Here is a 17,241-nt window from a genome sequence, read left to right as displayed (position 1 = left end):
TTAAGATGAATAGCCTAGATTTTATTTACCTATCAGAACAATCATTATGGTTAGTTTTTATGCTATCGATGCCGCCTATTGTGGTTGCCGCCACGGTCGGCACTTTAGTCTCATTAATTCAAGCTTTAACCCAGATCCAGGAACAAACATTAGGATTTTTATTTAAGCTAATCAGTGTCATTGTCACTTTGCTGGTCATTGCCGATTGGGTGGGGCATGAAATCTATCGTTTCACTGATCTGATTTTTCAACGGATAGTAAACTTATAATGCTTTTTCAAGAGTTACAACAATATTTATTAACTTATTCGCTATTTATTCCTCGGTTATTGGGATGTTTCACCACATTACCTATTTTGAGTAAAAAATTATTAGGCGGAACCCTGTTGAGAAATGGCATCCTATTTTCTTTAATATTTTTTTTAATACCTACTATTGATACACAATTAATCATCAATATCAGTGGCAATGAATATATTTTACTCATCATTAAAGAAATATTACTCGGCTTTTTTTTCGGCTTTATCGCTGCAATACCTTTCTGGATGATGCAATCTATCGGTTTTATGATCGATAACCAACGCGGTACCACAATGGCTTCTATTGTTAACCCATTATTTGATGAACAAACCTCGCCAATGGGATTATTTTTTAGTCAAGCATTTACCACGCTATTCTTTATTAGTGGTAATTTTCTATTTCTAGTACAAACCCTTTATCACAGTTTTTCCGTTTGGCCTATCTATCACTTTTTACCTGGCTTTAATCAGCAATTATTCATATTTTTCATTCAGCAATTTAAATTGATGTTAGATAACTTTCTGCTATTAGCTGCACCCTTGGTGATTGCGATGTTTATTGTTGAATGGGGATTAGCACTAATTAGCCGTTTTGCCCCTTCACTAAATGTTTTTATCTTATCTATGCCCTTGAAGGGGGCCATTTCTAGTTTATTGTTAGTCAGCTATTTTAGTGTATTAATTTTTAACGCTGAAATGATACAAAATCAAATAAATAAAAGTTTTAAAATATTAATTCAAATGATGAGCTAAATAATGAGTGGTGAAAAAACCGAAGCCCCAACCGCAAAAAAAATAAAAGATGCACGCCAAAAAAGACAAATACTTAAAAGTAAAGAAATTGTTTCCAGTTGTATTATTGTTATTCTGTTATCACTGCTATTAAGTTTATCCTCTTTCTTCATTGAACATTTTTTATCACTCTTTGCTTATCTACAAGACAGTAGTTTGCTGGATTTCTCAACGGCAAAAGCGAAGATTGTGCCCCATATCTGGCATATTGCGCTTAATATTTTATTACCAATTATAATCATAACAATACTTATTATCGTATTATCTCATCTTGCTCAGTTTGGTTTTTTACTTAGCCCATCATCTTTAAAACCTGATATTAAACATATTAATCCGATTGCCGGTGCAAAAAAAATATTTTCACTTAAAAATTTACTTGAATTTTTTAAATCATTATTAAAAGTTATTTTTATCGGTTTTATTGTCTGGTTTGTTATTAAAGGAAATATTAATTTTTTTTCCACCTGCCAAAATGTGGATTAAAATGTATTCCAATATTTATTGGACAATTACTTACTCAACTAACTATTATTTGCGTATTGGGATTTATTATCATTTCACTTTTAGATTATTGTCTTGAATATCATTTTTATATTAAACAGTTAAAAATGAGCAAAGAAGAAATAAAAAAAGAATATAAAGAAATGGATGGCAATCCGGAAATTAAAGGTAGAAGAAAACAATTACATAAAGAACTACTGGTTAATAACATCCGCAAACAAGTCAAACAATCTTCAGTCATTATCACTAATCCAACTCATATTGCCATTGGCATACGTTACATTAAGCATCAAACACCTTTACCTATCATCACCTTAAAACAAACAGATGCCTTAGCGCAATTGGTAAAAAAAATTGCTATCCAAGAAAATATCCCAATTATTCAACGAATTCCGTTAGCCCGCAGCTTATATGCTGAAGGTATTATTGATCAATATATTCCAGAAAATACCATTGAGACTATGGCTGAAGTACTACATTGGTTAATCCAAATCAGCCAAGCAAATGATTATCGTTAATATCATCAACTAGGTGATTATAAACCTGTTAGAAATTCTTATAGTTAATTTTTTGACCATTTTGACGCTAACACTTAATACGAGTAAAAACCAAATTTAAATCTTATTTTTTACCAAAAAAATATATTTTATTAACATAAATTTAACTTATATTATTAACCGGTAACTGGATAAACCAGTCAAATCATTAAAAATATTTATCAATTGAGCAAATATTAAGCAAAAATCATCCATTTATTGCCATTAAAAGCGCTTTTTAAAAATTTTTTAGCCTAAAAATGCAATTTAAGCCTAATATTATATGTTAAAATTGATCAAATTTTTAATAAAAAAAGATCAAAATTAACAAAATATAAACAATATTGATATTTTTATTAACCTAGGCTGGGTGATTATCGATCATTAAAAACGGAAAAAACGAATGATAACATAGCTTCCAATCAATTATGTAAATAAGGTCATATTTTTTAATATTTGGAAATATATTCTGACAATTAGAAAAATAAAATATATAATTATTTATAACTCACAAACATAGTGAGATATTAAAATATTACTTAAACCCTATAAAAAATTGACTAATTTAATATGGCATTATTCTTATGGCTAGGACCACTATTATCCGTGGTACTTGTAATAAGATATTTCACAGTAATATAAAAAATCGGAATATTATATGATATGAAAGAAAATATCAGTTTTGATGAAGGCTTTGTGAGCACAATTGTGTGGAATATGCCTAATTATAATATTATAGAACACCGGAACAAGGGACTTTATATTGTGTTAGATGGGAAAGTTAGCTGGCAAGATCCCGCCAACACTTATCAAGTATTGAGTAATGAAATTATCTTTATCAGACAAGGGAGTTATACGGTAAAAACTGAAGAAAAAGCCAGCACACTTCTCTGGATACCTCTGTATGACGATTTCCTAAGAAATTTTATGAGCCGATTTGGCACCTTATTAAGTGAAATTAAGCGGGATGAAAATAATACTGCCAGTTTAATTGCCTTTAGCCATTCACCCTTATTGGAAGAAAGTATTAAGGGATTAAAAACACTATTAAGTTATGATTGCCATAGCGCCTTAATTGACTTACGCATTAAAGAATTACTATTATTACTTGCTCATGGGCAACAGGGTGCAAGTCTGTTATCGGTATTTCGCCAACTCAGCAATCGACAAGCTGAGCGTTTGCAATCTTTTATGGAAAATAATTACTTAAAAGAGTGGAAACTTAATGAGTTTGCCAGAGAATTTGGTATGGGACTAACCACATTTAAGGAGTTATTCAGTACCATTTATAACACTTCTCCCCGTGCATGGATCAGTGAAAGACGTATTATGTATGCTCATCAATTATTGATAAATACGGATCTGAGTATTGTAGATATTTCAATGGAAGCCGGTTTTTCCAGTCAGTCCTATTTTACTCAAAGTTATCGTAAAAGATTTGGCTTTACTCCAAGTCGGGCTCGAGGTGATCATGACGAATAATTAAAAATTATTGGCTATTATTACAATCTGAAAAAAAAATGTTTAATTAAGATAAAGCGATATTATGCAATATTAAATAACGGACAATAAGGTAAATAACGATGGGATCTATTAACAATCGCTTGCATTCTAACCCTGTATTGTCTAATAGAAAGATTACTATAATAAATCCAGCTAACTTGAATCGTAATCATTTATTAGGAAATGAGGTCATTACTCATTATAAGCATGCCGAACCCATTCATGCACATCAAATTGAGCTACTCAGACGCTTACTACCACGAACCCTATTTGAATCGTTTTTTGCTTCAACCTGGTTCAAACGTCGAGTGGAATGCAATATTCCGCTTGAACGTGAAGAACTAAAATTTATTATTCGAACTGCATCTAAACAATCCATTAATTGGGATCATCTTTTAGGCGATACCATTAATTTAACTGAACCCCATTTTTTACGTTACTGGCTATTGGAGCCAGTTTATCAATGGTGGTTAACCAGCTTAGCACCCTCTTATCCAATACTGCAAAATGAATTAATCCAGCTACAAGTTCATATTAACCAGTTGAAAGCCCAGTCTGAATTTTGGGCAATAACCCACACTGAGTTAGTCAATAAATCATCAATCCAACAAGATATTGAGCAAAAAAAGCGTTTATCTTTAGATCAACAGCGAGATTATCAGCATAAAATTCATCAAATAGAACAAACAGCAACACAGATGTGGCCAAACTGGTTTGTTGGCATTGAACAAATGAGTCAACAGATCAATCTGACCACATTTATGGAAGTACCTGAAAATATCCGTGATCTTTGGTTACTACTGATTCAACTTGCCAAGGGAAAAGATGTTTCAGCACTGATACATGATTGGTTGTATGTTCGTCATCTATGCTTGGAGAACGACAGTTTTTACTGGTGTTCAGACTAATAACAAAGGTAAATAGAGTAGACAATTTATGTGCCCCGATCATCGTTATCATGGAATGGGCGGACCATTTCTTTTTTTTTTCCTTTTTTTTGCTATTAATAGCTATGCACAAGATTTAGATTGGCTACCTATCCCCTATAGTTATATTGCTAAAGATGAAAGTTTAACGGACATTCTGGTTAATTTCGGCGCTAATTATGATAGCGCCGTTATTGTCAGCCACAAAGTAAACGAACAGGTCACTGGCCACTTTGCTCAAGAGACACCAAAAGCGTTCCTGCAACAACTAACTAATCTTTATATCTTACTTGGTATTACGATGGTAGTGTACTTTATGTTTTTAAAACCAGTGAAGTGCAATCAAAGCTGATCAAATTAGAAAACACTACCGTTAAAACATTAAGAAAAGCATTAATTGACTCAGGCATATGGGATAAAAAATTTAGTTGGAAGCCTGATCCCCACCATCAATTAGTTTATGTTTCTGGCCCGCCTCGTTATATTGAATTAGTCATGCAGACTGTATCCGCGCTAGAACAACAAGCTACTATGCAACAAGAACAGGGTCTACCCTTAGCAATTCAAGTTTTCAGTTTAAAATATGCTTCTGCTGTTGATCGGATCATCAAATATCGTGACGAACAAATTCAAGTACCTGGCCTGGCTAGCATCTTAGCAAATATGGTCAGTACCGCAGAAATTAGCCAAATCAATGATGACAAGATAACAACACAAAAACCCAATGGCCATAAAGCTATGATCCAACCAGAGCCGTCTATTAATGCCATTATTGTGCGTGATCTGCCTGAAAGAATGCCAATGTATCAACGCCTGATCCATTCGCTCGATAAACCAACTGCCAGAATTGAAGTTGCGCTCTCAATTATTGATGTCAATGCCGATAATCTCTCGGAATTAGGTATCGATTGGGGGGTCGGGCTGAAAGCTGGACAACATCATCAAATAAATATTGCCTCCACATTAACTCAAGCCGCCTCGCCGGTACTGGGTAGCCTGCTTGATAAACAAGGGTTAAATTATTTAGTGGCTAAAGTCAGTTTATTGCAAAGCCAGGGCATTGCTCAAGTTGTCTCTAAACCCACTTTACTTACCCAAGAAAATACCCAAGCCATCATCGATCACAATGAAACCTACTATATCAAAGTCAATGGAGAACGGGTCGCCGAATTAAAAGGCATTACTTATGGCACTCTGCTACAGATGACACCAAGAGTAATTCAAATCGGTGATAAACCTGAAATTCATCTAGTTTTACACATTGAAGATGGCAATCAAAAACCCAATAGTTCCGGGGTTGATGGTATTCCGACCATTAATAGAACCATTATCCACACGGTTGCTCGGGTTGAACAGGGACAAAGCCTCGTTATCGGCGGTATATTCCGTGATGAAGTGATTAAAACCAGTAGAAAAGTGCCTTTACTTGGTGATATTCCATTATTAGGTGCACTATTTCGTAGTAACGGCAATCAAACCCGCCGAGCTGTCAGGATTTTCATTGTTGAGCCAAAAATTATTGATAAAGGTTTAGCCAAATACTTATCGGTCGGTAATCAAAGAATATTACCCAAGCGATTATTAAATATTGATCAAATCTCCAATCAGAACCTACCATTAAGCAAAATTTTAAGCGATGCCCAATGCCAATCCCTTGATCAAGCAAAACGCATTCAAACCCTGTTTAAACAGGCTAATAAAGAGGCGATTATTGTCAGTTGTAATAAAGGTAATCAGCCAGGCTGGCGAGTTATTGATCTCTCTTGCAGTGAAGACCAAATAGAATGTATTTATAAGGCATACCAATGAATTGGAAAATTCGCTTTTACAGTGGATTAAATAAGGGCGTTGAGACAGAACTGGCTAATGGGCGCTTCATTATTGGCTCAGATCCGGTACAAGCCGATTTAATTCTGGTTGATGCGGGTATTGAAGCCGTTCATTTGATCCTAGAAATTGAAGAAGAAGGTATTAGAGTTATTGACTGGTCTTGTGAAGAAACGCCACAACAAAATGGCCAGGCGATAAGTCAGGGTGAAATGCTGCTTCCCTACAACCGGCAAGATGCCGGTATGCTGATTTGGAGCTATAGCACGGTCAAACAGCAACTGCCTGCTAATCCAGATGAGTTAACTGATAATCATATTAAGCGGATTAATAATCAACAACAGCATAGACACAAAAAAAGAGTTATTTTTATTGTTATTGCTATTTTTCAATATTATTTGTCAGTTTGTATCTGTTGTTTTTAGCCGGGCCCGCTGAAATTGATTATATTCAGGAACAACATAAACTACAAAATTACCTGAATAAAGAAGAGTACAAATACATTACCATGCGCATCGAGCAAGAAAAGCAACTCTTTATTTTGGGTGGTTATGTACAAAATAATCAGCAACGTTTGTTAATAAAACGTTATCTGGATAACAATAACTTAAATCATCAATTAAATATTTATTCGATTGAAGAAATTAAACAAAGTGTAAAATATATACTACACACAATGGGTTATAATCATATTGAAGTGAACAATAGCGAAAAAATCGGTTGGATCGATCTATTTGGTGAAGTACGTTTTATTAATAATAAATCCTGGAGTAACTTAGCAACGATTCTTAAACGCGATGTTACCGGCTTAAAAGGAATTAATAATCATGTGAAAATAAACGACGATCACCTAAAAAAATTAGTCGAATTACTAGAGCAATATGAATTGATAAATGTTCTTATTTATAATGAAAAAGAGAATAATATTATTGAATTGTATGGTTATTTAAATGAAAAACAGCGGCAACAATTTATTGAATTACAGCAAACATTCAATATTGAATTTAAGCAGAGGTATAAACTTAAATTAATCAAGGCCGATAATAATATTAAAAAAAAAGAAATAAGATTGGATATTAAAGGTATTTCACTGGGGCGTTCACCTTATCTTATTCTAAGAAATAATATGAAATATCCGATAAATGCAACTCTACCCACAGGAGAAACTATTACTGCAATCGAAGATAATAAAATTATTCTTAAAAAAAATAGTCAGGAAATTATCATTACATTAAAGGAATAAGCAATGTTGACAGAGCTAGAACAAATAGTCAGTGATAACGCTGAATATATTAAAATTCAACATTATCTTTATGACCAACTAAATAATTGTCGTAAAAAGCTCAATAAACCCCTATTACCTGATGAGCATCAGCAAATCGCCCAGCAACAAACCGCTATTTGGGCAGGGATCACTGTTTTAGAAAAGATTAAACGGAGTTAATATGGCTGCTATTTTTGATCATAATAAAGGCATAAAACTAGATGATGTTGCAGATAAACTAAAAGGCATTGCAGATACAACATCTGAAGATGTCAAAAATGCTATTGATGCGCTCAATACTTCCCCAGACAACCCAGCATTAGTGGATGAACTACAGCATAAAATTAATAATTGGTCAGCCATTTTTAATATGAATTCAACGATTACCCGCTCAATGCGCGATATGATCCAGAGTATTTTACAAAAAATCTAATATAGCCATGCAAATAGAAAAACTATTAATTGAGCTGGCAATTATCGCCATAGAAAAAGAGTTTTTAACGGAAGCTAGTGATATTTATGGCTGGCTAAAACAATTAGATGAAAAATATCTAGAATCAGCATTACTGATAAAAATACTTATTTTGCTGCGTCAGGAGCAATATCAAACTATTTTAGAGCTGGCACAACAACATCAGCAGCTAAATTTAATGCCTTTTTTTATTTTATCTGCCCATCAGCTAGGATTAGCCAAAGAGGAAAATGACTTTTTCACTAAACTGGCTATTAATAAAAACCAACATACAGATTTAATTAATTTTGCTATAGCGTTAATTGAAAATAAATAAAATATTATGAAAATAAATAAACATTTTTATCAATACAATTTTGAAATAAAAGAGCAAGTTACAGATAATAATCAAATTATCGCTACAACAGATAATATTGCGCTTAAAAAACAGAAAATTTTATTTGATGGATTAATAAAAAACTTAAGTCAACATACTCATCAAATTGACAAGGATGAATAATGGATATTAAACAGCTCAATAGCAACATAAAATTTAATTTAGATGAAATTAATCAATCGATAGAAAATGGTAATCCCACTAATAATCAATTCGTGACTACATGGAGCTCAACAACGCATGGCGTCAGTTTTATTGAGCAAATAGAAGCAGTACGAAAAAATATGAGTCAAGCAAAAAGCGAATTTCAGCAAAATATCAATAATGAAGAGTTATCACCGCAAAAATTAATGCAGGTACAGTGGTCGCTGATGCGAATTACCTTACAAGAAGAATTAATTGCTAAAACAGCCGGAAAAATCACACAAAGTATGGAAACTTTATTAAAAGCACAATAAAAATGAACAAAACGCCGATTACCTTAACGCTTTTATTATTTCTGCTGCTAACTGGCTGTAAAACAGATCTCTATACTGGCCTGTCGCAAAAAGAAGCCAATGAGATGTATGCATTACTCAGAAATGAGGGAATTTCTATTCATAAAGAAACTGATAAAGAAAATACGATTAAATTGTTGGTTGATGAATCCGACATCGCTCAGGCGACTGAGATCCTAAAGCAGCATGGTTATCCGAGAGAAGTTTTCTTTTCGTTAAAAGACGTTTTTCCCAAAGACAGTTTGATTTCTTCTCCCGTTGAAGAGCAAGCTCGGCTTAATTTTGTCAAAGAGCAGGCGCTGGCAAAAACTATATCACAAATAGATGGTGTCCTTAATGCGCGGGTTCACGTGGTGTTGCCGGATAGCAATGACAAAAATAGCCACTCTTCAGCTTCTGTATTTATAAAATATGCACCCAATGCTCAATTAGACAATTATACTCCACAAATAAAGCGATTAATTAATAACAGTATTGCTGGATTAGAATATGATAGAATTAGCGTAGCACTGATACCTGGCAATGAAATCTTACCCAGCAATACCTTTAGTCATGATAAGCATTTTTTAGGTATTGAGATTAATGAAAACTCTTATAATAAATTTATTATTCTTATTTGTTTACTCATTTTTTTACTTGTCAGCACTAATCTACTGCAATATTTCCTTAATAAAAGGAAATCGTAATAAAATATGCTGACACTTTTCCAATTACAATATTGCCCTGCTCTTTATATTAATATTGAAAATTTCCCTAATCTTTGGCAAAAATCACTACAAAGTCTACCTCATTGGCGCCACTCAAAAAATATAAATAAAATTATTTTTAAACATTATAAATTAAATAACAATATTATAAAAATTGAAAAAAATGAAAATATCGCCCTTTTCCCTGAATATGAATTCAATCAAATTTTAGCTTTATTAGGCATAATGTTACATATCAAATCGCTTTCTCATTGTATTAATAGCAAACAAATCGGTATTGTAATTAATGAGATCGGTAAAGAGAAATAGCGCTTTTGCTTAGCCAATGCGAATTTTATTATTGGTAATTGGCCAGAAGGCTGGCAACAAAAATTACCCCTTGAGATGCATATAAACTATTTTCGTCAAGTTGGACTCAATTTTTGGTTAGAAACAATCAACCAAAATAATGTCGATTTAATTAAACGCCTAAAACTACGGTTACCCAAAAAAAAGATAGAGAAAAATATCACCCTAGCCGATAAATATAAACCCGCTGCAGAGATATTATGTCAAAAGATAACCAAAGAAGTGAATTTACAATGTTACCATTTACTCAAATAGATGGTCAGATTGAAATTAACGATGAAATAAAAATTTTAAAAAAAAATGATTATCAATCCTATCTTAATGGCCAAGAGTTTATTGATATTGCTAAACAACATGCTAGAAAAATTGAAAATGATGCGGATAGTATTTATGAAGTTCGTTACACCGCAGGCTGGCAAGAAGGTTTAGCACAATCAACCCAACAACAAGCAGAAATCATTCATCAAACTTTAATAAATTGCCAAATTTTTTATCAACAAGTTGAAAGCCAATTAGTTAATATCACTATAGAAGCGATGCGAAAAATTATTGCTAATTATGAACCTGATGAGCTTTTATATAAAAATATCAGCCAAAATCTTGCACTCGTACATCAACATAAAAAAGTTATCTTACGCATTTCCCCTAAGCAAGTTAATTTTTTGCAAACTAAATTAATCGAACTACATAAAATACAACCAGAAATTGAGTATATCGATATTGTAGAAGATCCAAGATTAGAAGAGAAAGATTGTATTTTAGAAACTGAAGTCGGTATGTTAAATGCCACTATTGAGAGTCAACTTAATGCAATAAAGCAAGCCTTACTAGGAAAATAAGCATTATTTTAATTAATAGCAATAAGTAAAAATTAAATAATATTATTCTGCGAGCAAAAGTTCATTTTCCACACCCGGCAATGACAAGTGGTAATCAGATTTACAGTAAACTTGTTATGAGAAAATTCTTATATTTAGTTTGCTTTTTAATAATTCAAAAAAAAAGATTACTAAATAGTGAATTACTATTTTATTATAGATATTAATAAGTTAAATTATCATTTTTAATTCAAATTAATCCAGTAAAATATTAATTGAAATATATTACACTGTTTAGTCAGTGAGTTTAATCAAATAACAACAACCAAACATTGCTGGCACAAAAGCATAATTTTATCTATATTGGAAAATTATTAAACTACATTATTTGTTTAATTTAGATAACATGCAAAGCATAATAGGAGAAGGCATGATCACCTGTGATAAAAAAGTTTTATGGATGACATTTTTTATTAGCCCACTTGCAATTGGTAATGACAGCTTATTTACCGTTATGGATGATCCTGCAACGGCAAAAAAGGATGTTGAAATGTCAATATCAGGTGGTTATCAAGTACAAACAGGAAACTCTAAAAATTCAAACTTAACAGCAAAAACAGCACTAACACTCTATTCTTCAAACTTAGCTTATAGCTTTTGGGGAAATGCCACCAACAACTCCTCCAATGATCAAAGATCATCGGAAACCTATCAGTTAGGTGCCAGGGCAAGATACAATTTAACTAAATTTGATTATCTATTCACTCAAGCTAGCTGGTTAACGGATCGGTATAATGGTTTTGATTCTAAAGACGTATTTGCCGTCGGTTATGGTCGACAAATCTTTGATGGCCCCATTCATTCACTGAAAGTTGAAGCTGGCCCAAGTGTTAGATATGAACATTTTACTGATGGTGGCCATGAAATAACAGGATTAGGTTACATTGGTGCCAACTATGAATGGAAAATTAGTGACAATACTAAATTCAAACAAGGTATATCATTTTTTACCCGACTCAGTAATGACTCTTCCGCTATTTCAGAAACTGCTTTGCAAGTTGCCATGAGTGAACGCCTGTCACTTAATTTGATTTACAATGTTAACTGGAATGATAATCCTCCACTCTCGGCTCCAAAACGGATCAGTACCAAAACATCCATTCAACTAGGTTATGCATTCTGATGTATATATTAGCCATACTCATTTATTAACAAACTTGTTTTATGAGTAATTAATAAAATAATAAATAGACCTATCTAATTAGGTCTATTTAAAAAATCATTAAAATTCTTGCCGAGTTGGACGAAATAAAATTTCATCAATATCAACATTTTCTGGTTGTTTTATAGCAAAAATTACCGCTCTATCATAGGAATCGGCAGGAATAGCATAATCGTGATAAAAAGATCGCATCCTGGCAGCGATATCTGGATCAGTAATACTATCAAGTAACTCACTCGTGATTGCTCCTGGCGAAATCACGGTTGTCCTAATATGATAGGGTATCATTTCTTGACGCAAACCTTCCGAGATCACCCGCACCGCCGCCTTGCTAGCTGAATAAACTGCACTGCCTGGTTTTACCTTATGGCCTGCAACTGATGATGTATTAATAATATGGCCACTCATCTGTTTTTTCATATAGGGTAACGCTGCTGCTATGCCATAAAGCACACCTTTTAAATTAATATCGATCATCTCATTCCATTCACTAATATGACAATCCTCTAACAGTGATTGCGGCATAATACCGGCATTATTAACTATTACATCAATTCGGTTATACAAACTAATGGCTCGATCAACTAATGCCTGCACTTGTTCAGGTTTCGTCACATCGGTTGGGACAACAGCTTCTTTATCAAGATTTAATTCTTCGGCTAATGATTGCAACCGATCTAGACGACGCGCCCCTAAAACCAGCCTGGCGCCTTCTTTGACTAAATGGCGAGCCAACTCTTCACCTATTCCACTACTTGCTCCGACCACGACAATAACTTTATTTGCAATTCCTCGTGTCATAATCTTTATCCTTTTTTATAAACTCTTCATTAGGATGCTTGTCTCAGCAGTTGACCGTTTTTTAATTTAATCTATTGAAAAAATATTTTTATGAGCCATCAAGCGGCGCTATATCTTAAGGTTTCATATCTAACTGAAATAAATAGTGCAGATAAAAATAATCAATGCCTTAATGTGTTCAGCACCTTATTGTTTAACCACCGTATTTATCTCTAAGAAAATTTTGCCATCGATTGAATCCTTGCTTGTTAGATAAAAGATAACCTGTAATGAACATTCGTTAATTCTAACTATAGTAAAAAATAGGCCACTGATGTTTGATAAAAGGAATAAAAACGCTAGCACACCTATCGCAACCACTTGATTTATTTTTATACAAAAATAATATGCCATCATTTACATAAAATAAGATTAATATTTTATTTTTTTACAAAAATAAAAACCTTATTATCTATTTAGCTTTATTATCTGTAATTATATAAAAACAATTAATTAAAAAAAATGATATTATTTTCACATCAATAACAGATAAACTTTTAATATTAAGCCAACTTGTTTTTAACTATAATAATAATCTACTACTCAACTTAATTTAATCGAAAATACTATTAATCATGATCAATAAAATAACAAATATTGTTTTTTGATAATATTTCAAATAATCCTTTTATTCACTTTTCGTAAAAAGTGTAAATAACTACTTTGCTCACTGTGCTAAGTATTTTTTATTTTGTGATCCCTATCACTAGCCCTACTGTATAAGCAATGATACTGTGACTAAATAAAATATCTTTCGTTTTAATTGTGCATGTTTTTTTATCAAACGCCATATTATCTGGTTTAAATTTCATTAATAAAAAAATCAACACAATATTATTACTTTCGATATTTCATAAATCGAAAGTAATTTAAGCCCAATATTCTATAAAAATGAACTTTAATCAGGATCACAGTTTCGTTTACTTGCTTTTGTTGTAATTACTAATGCGTTGTTTGTGCAATTAACTTTAGTTTCTATTGTTTACCACCACGATTTAATAACGTAACAGGAGTTTAAATGAGTACTGATACAATAAAACGCCGAGAAACTATTATCGACATGCTTTACCATAATGGTAGTGTAAAAGTTGCAACCCTTAGCCAGCGTTTTAATGTCTCCCTAGTGACCATTCGTAATGATTTGCGTTATTTAGAAAAAAAAGGCTGTGCCTTACGCTCGTATGGTGGCGCAATGGCAAATAATAAATTTGCTTTTGACCGACCTTTTCAAATAAAAGGTCAAATAGATAGAGCACTAAAAATATTGATCGCAGCAAAAGCCGCTGAGTTTGTCCAAGATGGCGATTCATTAATTCTCGACTCAGGCTCAACAACTGCTGAAATGGTGCCTTTTTTACGTAATCACCATGCGTTGGTGGTTATGACCAATGCGCTTAATATCGCTTACGAATTAGCCAATTTTGAGCAAATTGATGTGATGGTTCTAGGCGGAAATACACGTAAAAACTCCTACTCAATTTATGGTTCTGTGGCAGAACAACAACTAACTCAATATCGTTTCAATACCTTGTTTCTTGGGGTTGATGGTTTTGATCTTGAAGCCGGCATCACAACCCCTCATCCAGGCGAGGCCCATCTTAATCGTATTATGTGTGATGTTGCACAGCAGATTATTGCTGTAACAGATGGCAGTAAATTTGGCCGTAAGAGCTTTTGTTTAATTTGTGAAACAAAGCAGATTCATCATCTTATTACTGATAGCCGGATCCCACAACAGTATCGAGAAAAACTGGCTGAACTTGGGGTTAATGTCATTATTGTCGACGAATAACGCCCTATTGATTTAATTCTAAAGATAAATATACATCAGCTAGCAGGGAAATATTATGCAGTCGCTATTACAACTGATTCATCGTCACAAAGCAGGTGACGCAGTCGGGATCTATTCGGTCTGTTCCGCCCACCCTTGGGTATTAGAAAGTGCTTTACAGGTTGCAAAAGAAAGAAAAACAGCAGTATTAATTGAAGCTACTTCTAATCAAGTAAATCAATTTGGCGGCTATACTGGCATGCAGCCGAGAGATTTTCGCGATAAAATATTTGACATCGCTAATAAACTAGATTTTCCCACCCAACAAATTTGGCTAGGGGGTGATCATCTAGGGCCTAATGTCTGGCAGGAACATAGTGCAGAACAAGCCATGACATTTTCAGAAACACTGATCTATGACTATGTCAAAGCAGGATTTCGAAAAATTCATCTTGATTGTTCAATGCCTTGTGCTGATGATGTAGCACCTTTAACCGACGAAATTGTTGCTCAGCGAGCAGCCCGTTTGTGCGCAGTGGCAGAGCGTAGTTGGCGAGAAAATGGCGGTGAAGCACCGGTTTACGTTATTGGTACTGAGGTTCCTACCCCTGGTGGCATTAAATCAGCACTTACCCAAGTGCAAATCACATCAGCTAAAGCCGCCGCCACGACCCTTAATATTCATCAAAACGCTTGGCACAATGCAGGACTCATCGACGTTTGGCCTAGAGTCATCGCTTTAGTTGTTCAACCAGGCGTTGAATTTAGCCATCACCAAGTAGAACACTATCAAGTAGAAAAAGCGAAAGCACTTAGCCATTATATTGAAAGCCATCCTCATATCGTTTACGAAGCCCACTCAACAGATTATCAAACACCACAAAGCTATCAAGATTTGGTACGCGATCATTTTGCTATTTTAAAAGTGGGGCCGGCATTAACCTTTGCCCTGCGCGAAGGCCTGTTTGCACTTGATAAATTAGATCGTGAATGGAATGGAAAACAGCTTGCCGCATACCTCAGTGAAACCCTTGAACAAGTGATGCTTGAACAACCAAAGCGCTGGCAGCTTTATTACCAAGGCAGTGCACATCAGCAATATATTGATCGCCAATACAGTTTAAGTGATCGCATTCGCTATTATTGGACAAATCCTAAAGTCGAGGCAGCAGTTGAAAAGTTATTAACCAACTTACGCCAGCGTCCAGTGCCCCTCTCGATGTTAAGCCAATATCTACCAGAACAAAGGGCAGCCATTAATGCAGGTCGCTTATCAGCGACTGATCCAAAAGAGTGGGTAAAGGATAAAATTCGTTCGGTATTAATGCATTATGCCAGCGCTTGTGAGACAAAAACAGAAGGAGCCATTGTATTATGATGCCTTTTTTTTCATATGATCCTCTATGGCTTAAAACCCATAAGGCGCAATATACAGTACAAGAAATTCAGCAACAACCTCAGTTATGGCGTAACTTATATCAAACGCTAACAGATAATTCAGCTGCGTGGCAAAACTTCCTTTACCCATTATTAAAACAAGCTAATTTACAAATTATTCTGTGTGGCGCAGGCTCTTCCGCGTTTGTGGGCAAATCAATCGCACCTTGGTTACGTGAACATAGACATTTAAACGTTTATGCCTTTGCTTCAACGGATATTGTACCCACGCCAAAGCAATATCTGGATAAAAGTAAACCCACTTTATTTGTCTCTTATGCCCGCTCGGGTAATAGTCCAGAGAGCGTTGCAGCCATAAAGCTCGCTGATCAATGCTTAACAGAATGCCATCACTTAATATTAACCTGTAACCCCCAAAGCACACTTACAGACTATGCAAAAAACCGAGCAAATGTCTGTTTACTCACTATGCCAGAAGGATCAAACGATCGTGGTTTTGCAATGACATCTAGTTTTAGTTGCATGGCATTAGCGACCATATTGTTATTAGGCAATTCAAGCTTGAATCATGCACAACAAAATTTAGCCACCTTAATCACTTTATGTGAAAAGCAAGCCGCCAACTGGCAAAGGATTATTCAACCTATCATTCAACAAGGTTTCAAGCGTATGATAGTTTTGGGCTCCCACTGTTTTACCGGTATTAGTGAGGAGGCTGCGCTTAAAATGTTAGAGTTAACCGCGGGGCAAGTGGCCACCCGTTATGACTCAACGATGGGAGTGCGACATGGGCCAAAATTTTTTATTAATGAAGAAACCTTAGTTATTATTCTACTTTCTCAAGAAGCCTATTGCCGACGTTATGATTTGGATCTGCTTAATGAATTAAAACAGGATGGACGAGCAAAAAAAATTTTGGCCTTAAGTAGTCTACCTGATAACAATGCCATTGCACTTAACACCACGCTAGCTGATATTTGGCTTATTTTTCCCTACCTATTATTTTTGCAATTAATCGCGGTCGAAACTTCACTATCTTTGGGGCTATCGCCTGATAATCCCTGTCCAACCGGTGAAGTGAATCGGGTAGTAAAAGGTGTCCATATTTATCCCTATATGTAACCAGAACAATAATAAGGAGCGTA

Annotated in this window: 20 protein-coding genes and 2 pseudogenes; 21 read left to right on the top strand and 1 reads right to left on the bottom strand. The window is 34.2% G+C overall.

Going from position 1 to position 17,241, the window contains the following annotated elements; all coding sequences use genetic code 11:
- Positions 1 to 5: 5 nt before the first annotated feature.
- From sctS to H1X92_RS03085, 18 genes and pseudogenes are all read left to right on the top strand, one after another.
- A complete protein-coding gene (gene sctS / locus H1X92_RS03170) occupies positions 6 to 269 on the top strand; it encodes a type III secretion system export apparatus subunit SctS (protein WP_180558808.1) in 264 nt (87 codons plus the stop codon).
- Entirely contained in the window at positions 269 to 1,051 is a 783-nt protein-coding gene (sctT, locus tag H1X92_RS03165) for a type III secretion system export apparatus subunit SctT (protein ID WP_180558807.1), read from the top strand. The genes sctS and sctT overlap by 1 nt, the downstream gene beginning before the upstream one ends.
- Before the next feature lie 3 nt (positions 1,052 to 1,054).
- Positions 1,055 to 2,109 (top strand): annotated as a pseudogene (sctU, locus tag H1X92_RS16175) (type III secretion system export apparatus subunit SctU).
- A gap of 681 nt (positions 2,110 to 2,790) precedes the next feature.
- Positions 2,791 to 3,609, top strand: coding sequence for a helix-turn-helix transcriptional regulator (locus H1X92_RS03155; RefSeq protein WP_180558806.1), 819 nt, complete (start codon positions 2,791 to 2,793; stop codon positions 3,607 to 3,609).
- Positions 3,610 to 3,710: 101 nt separating this feature from the next.
- The gene (locus H1X92_RS03150; protein ID WP_180558805.1) at positions 3,711 to 4,538 is read left to right on the top strand and encodes a T3SS regulon anti-activator ExsD domain-containing protein; all 828 of its coding nucleotides are present in this window, start codon (positions 3,711 to 3,713) and stop codon (positions 4,536 to 4,538) included.
- A gap of 28 nt (positions 4,539 to 4,566) precedes the next feature.
- On the top strand, positions 4,567 to 4,908 hold the full coding sequence (locus H1X92_RS15745; RefSeq protein WP_225505642.1) for a hypothetical protein: 342 nt from the start codon (positions 4,567 to 4,569) through the stop codon (positions 4,906 to 4,908).
- Complete coding sequence (gene sctC, locus H1X92_RS03145; RefSeq protein WP_233458117.1) at positions 4,893 to 6,365, top strand: type III secretion system outer membrane ring subunit SctC; 1,473 nt, start codon at positions 4,893 to 4,895, stop codon at positions 6,363 to 6,365. The genes H1X92_RS15745 and sctC overlap by 16 nt, the downstream gene beginning before the upstream one ends.
- Positions 6,362 to 6,808, top strand: coding sequence for an FHA domain-containing protein (locus tag H1X92_RS03140; RefSeq protein WP_180558804.1), 447 nt, complete (start codon positions 6,362 to 6,364; stop codon positions 6,806 to 6,808). The genes sctC and H1X92_RS03140 overlap by 4 nt, the downstream gene beginning before the upstream one ends.
- Positions 6,799 to 7,626: a type III secretion system inner membrane ring subunit SctD gene (sctD, locus tag H1X92_RS03135; protein WP_180558803.1), complete on the top strand. Its 828-nt coding sequence runs from the start codon at positions 6,799 to 6,801 to the stop codon at positions 7,624 to 7,626. The genes H1X92_RS03140 and sctD overlap by 10 nt, the downstream gene beginning before the upstream one ends.
- Before the next feature lie 3 nt (positions 7,627 to 7,629).
- On the top strand, positions 7,630 to 7,827 hold the full coding sequence (locus H1X92_RS03130; RefSeq protein WP_180558802.1) for an EscE/YscE/SsaE family type III secretion system needle protein co-chaperone: 198 nt from the start codon (positions 7,630 to 7,632) through the stop codon (positions 7,825 to 7,827).
- 1 nt (position 7,828) lies between these two features.
- Complete coding sequence (sctF, locus tag H1X92_RS03125; protein WP_180558801.1) at positions 7,829 to 8,080, top strand: type III secretion system needle filament subunit SctF; 252 nt, start codon at positions 7,829 to 7,831, stop codon at positions 8,078 to 8,080.
- A gap of 7 nt (positions 8,081 to 8,087) precedes the next feature.
- Positions 8,088 to 8,435, top strand: a complete 348-nt coding sequence (locus tag H1X92_RS03120) for a YscG family type III secretion protein (RefSeq protein WP_180558800.1) — start codon at positions 8,088 to 8,090, stop codon at positions 8,433 to 8,435.
- A gap of 6 nt (positions 8,436 to 8,441) precedes the next feature.
- Positions 8,442 to 8,618 (top strand): hypothetical protein, encoded by a 177-nt coding sequence (locus H1X92_RS03115; RefSeq protein WP_180558799.1) that lies wholly within the window; start codon positions 8,442 to 8,444, stop codon positions 8,616 to 8,618.
- The gene (gene sctI / locus H1X92_RS03110) at positions 8,618 to 8,953 is read left to right on the top strand and encodes a type III secretion system inner rod subunit SctI (RefSeq protein WP_180558798.1); all 336 of its coding nucleotides are present in this window, start codon (positions 8,618 to 8,620) and stop codon (positions 8,951 to 8,953) included. The genes H1X92_RS03115 and sctI overlap by 1 nt, the downstream gene beginning before the upstream one ends.
- 2 nt (positions 8,954 to 8,955) lie before the next feature.
- Entirely contained in the window at positions 8,956 to 9,678 is a 723-nt protein-coding gene (gene sctJ, locus H1X92_RS03105; protein WP_180558797.1) for a type III secretion system inner membrane ring lipoprotein SctJ, read from the top strand.
- Between the two features lie 6 nt (positions 9,679 to 9,684).
- Positions 9,685 to 10,302 (top strand): annotated as a pseudogene (locus H1X92_RS15740) (SctK family type III secretion system sorting platform protein).
- Positions 10,248 to 10,886 (top strand): HrpE/YscL family type III secretion apparatus protein, encoded by a 639-nt coding sequence (locus H1X92_RS03090; protein WP_180558795.1) that lies wholly within the window; start codon positions 10,248 to 10,250, stop codon positions 10,884 to 10,886. The pseudogene H1X92_RS15740 and the gene H1X92_RS03090 overlap by 55 nt, the downstream one beginning before the upstream one ends.
- 409 nt (positions 10,887 to 11,295) lie before the next feature.
- The gene (locus H1X92_RS03085) at positions 11,296 to 12,048 is read left to right on the top strand and encodes a DUF481 domain-containing protein (RefSeq protein WP_180558794.1); all 753 of its coding nucleotides are present in this window, start codon (positions 11,296 to 11,298) and stop codon (positions 12,046 to 12,048) included.
- 99 nt (positions 12,049 to 12,147) lie between these two features.
- On the opposite strand, the gene H1X92_RS03080 is transcribed toward H1X92_RS03085, so the two are convergent.
- On the bottom strand, positions 12,148 to 12,888 hold the full coding sequence (locus H1X92_RS03080) for an SDR family oxidoreductase (RefSeq protein ID WP_180558793.1): 741 nt from the start codon (positions 12,886 to 12,888) through the stop codon (positions 12,148 to 12,150).
- 1,057 nt (positions 12,889 to 13,945) lie between these two features.
- Here H1X92_RS03080 and agaR point away from each other — a divergent pair.
- Genes agaR through H1X92_RS03065 form a run of 3 tightly spaced genes read left to right on the top strand, consistent with a single transcriptional unit; the run spans position 13,946 to position 17,218 of the window.
- Positions 13,946 to 14,719 (top strand): transcriptional repressor AgaR, encoded by a 774-nt coding sequence (agaR, locus tag H1X92_RS03075; protein WP_180558792.1) that lies wholly within the window; start codon positions 13,946 to 13,948, stop codon positions 14,717 to 14,719.
- 55 nt (positions 14,720 to 14,774) lie between these two features.
- The gene (locus H1X92_RS03070) at positions 14,775 to 16,076 is read left to right on the top strand and encodes a D-tagatose-bisphosphate aldolase, class II, non-catalytic subunit (protein ID WP_180558791.1); all 1,302 of its coding nucleotides are present in this window, start codon (positions 14,775 to 14,777) and stop codon (positions 16,074 to 16,076) included.
- A complete protein-coding gene (locus H1X92_RS03065; RefSeq protein ID WP_180558790.1) occupies positions 16,073 to 17,218 on the top strand; it encodes an SIS domain-containing protein in 1,146 nt (381 codons plus the stop codon). The genes H1X92_RS03070 and H1X92_RS03065 overlap by 4 nt, the downstream gene beginning before the upstream one ends.
- Positions 17,219 to 17,241 lie beyond the last annotated feature (23 nt).

Origin of the sequence: Arsenophonus endosymbiont of Apis mellifera (assembly GCF_903968575.1) — a bacterium.
In the GTDB taxonomy this organism is placed as follows: domain Bacteria; phylum Pseudomonadota; class Gammaproteobacteria; order Enterobacterales; family Enterobacteriaceae; genus Arsenophonus; species Arsenophonus apicola.
The sequence above is the reverse complement of the archived record's forward strand: the minus strand, read 5'-3'. Positions and strand labels throughout refer to the sequence as shown.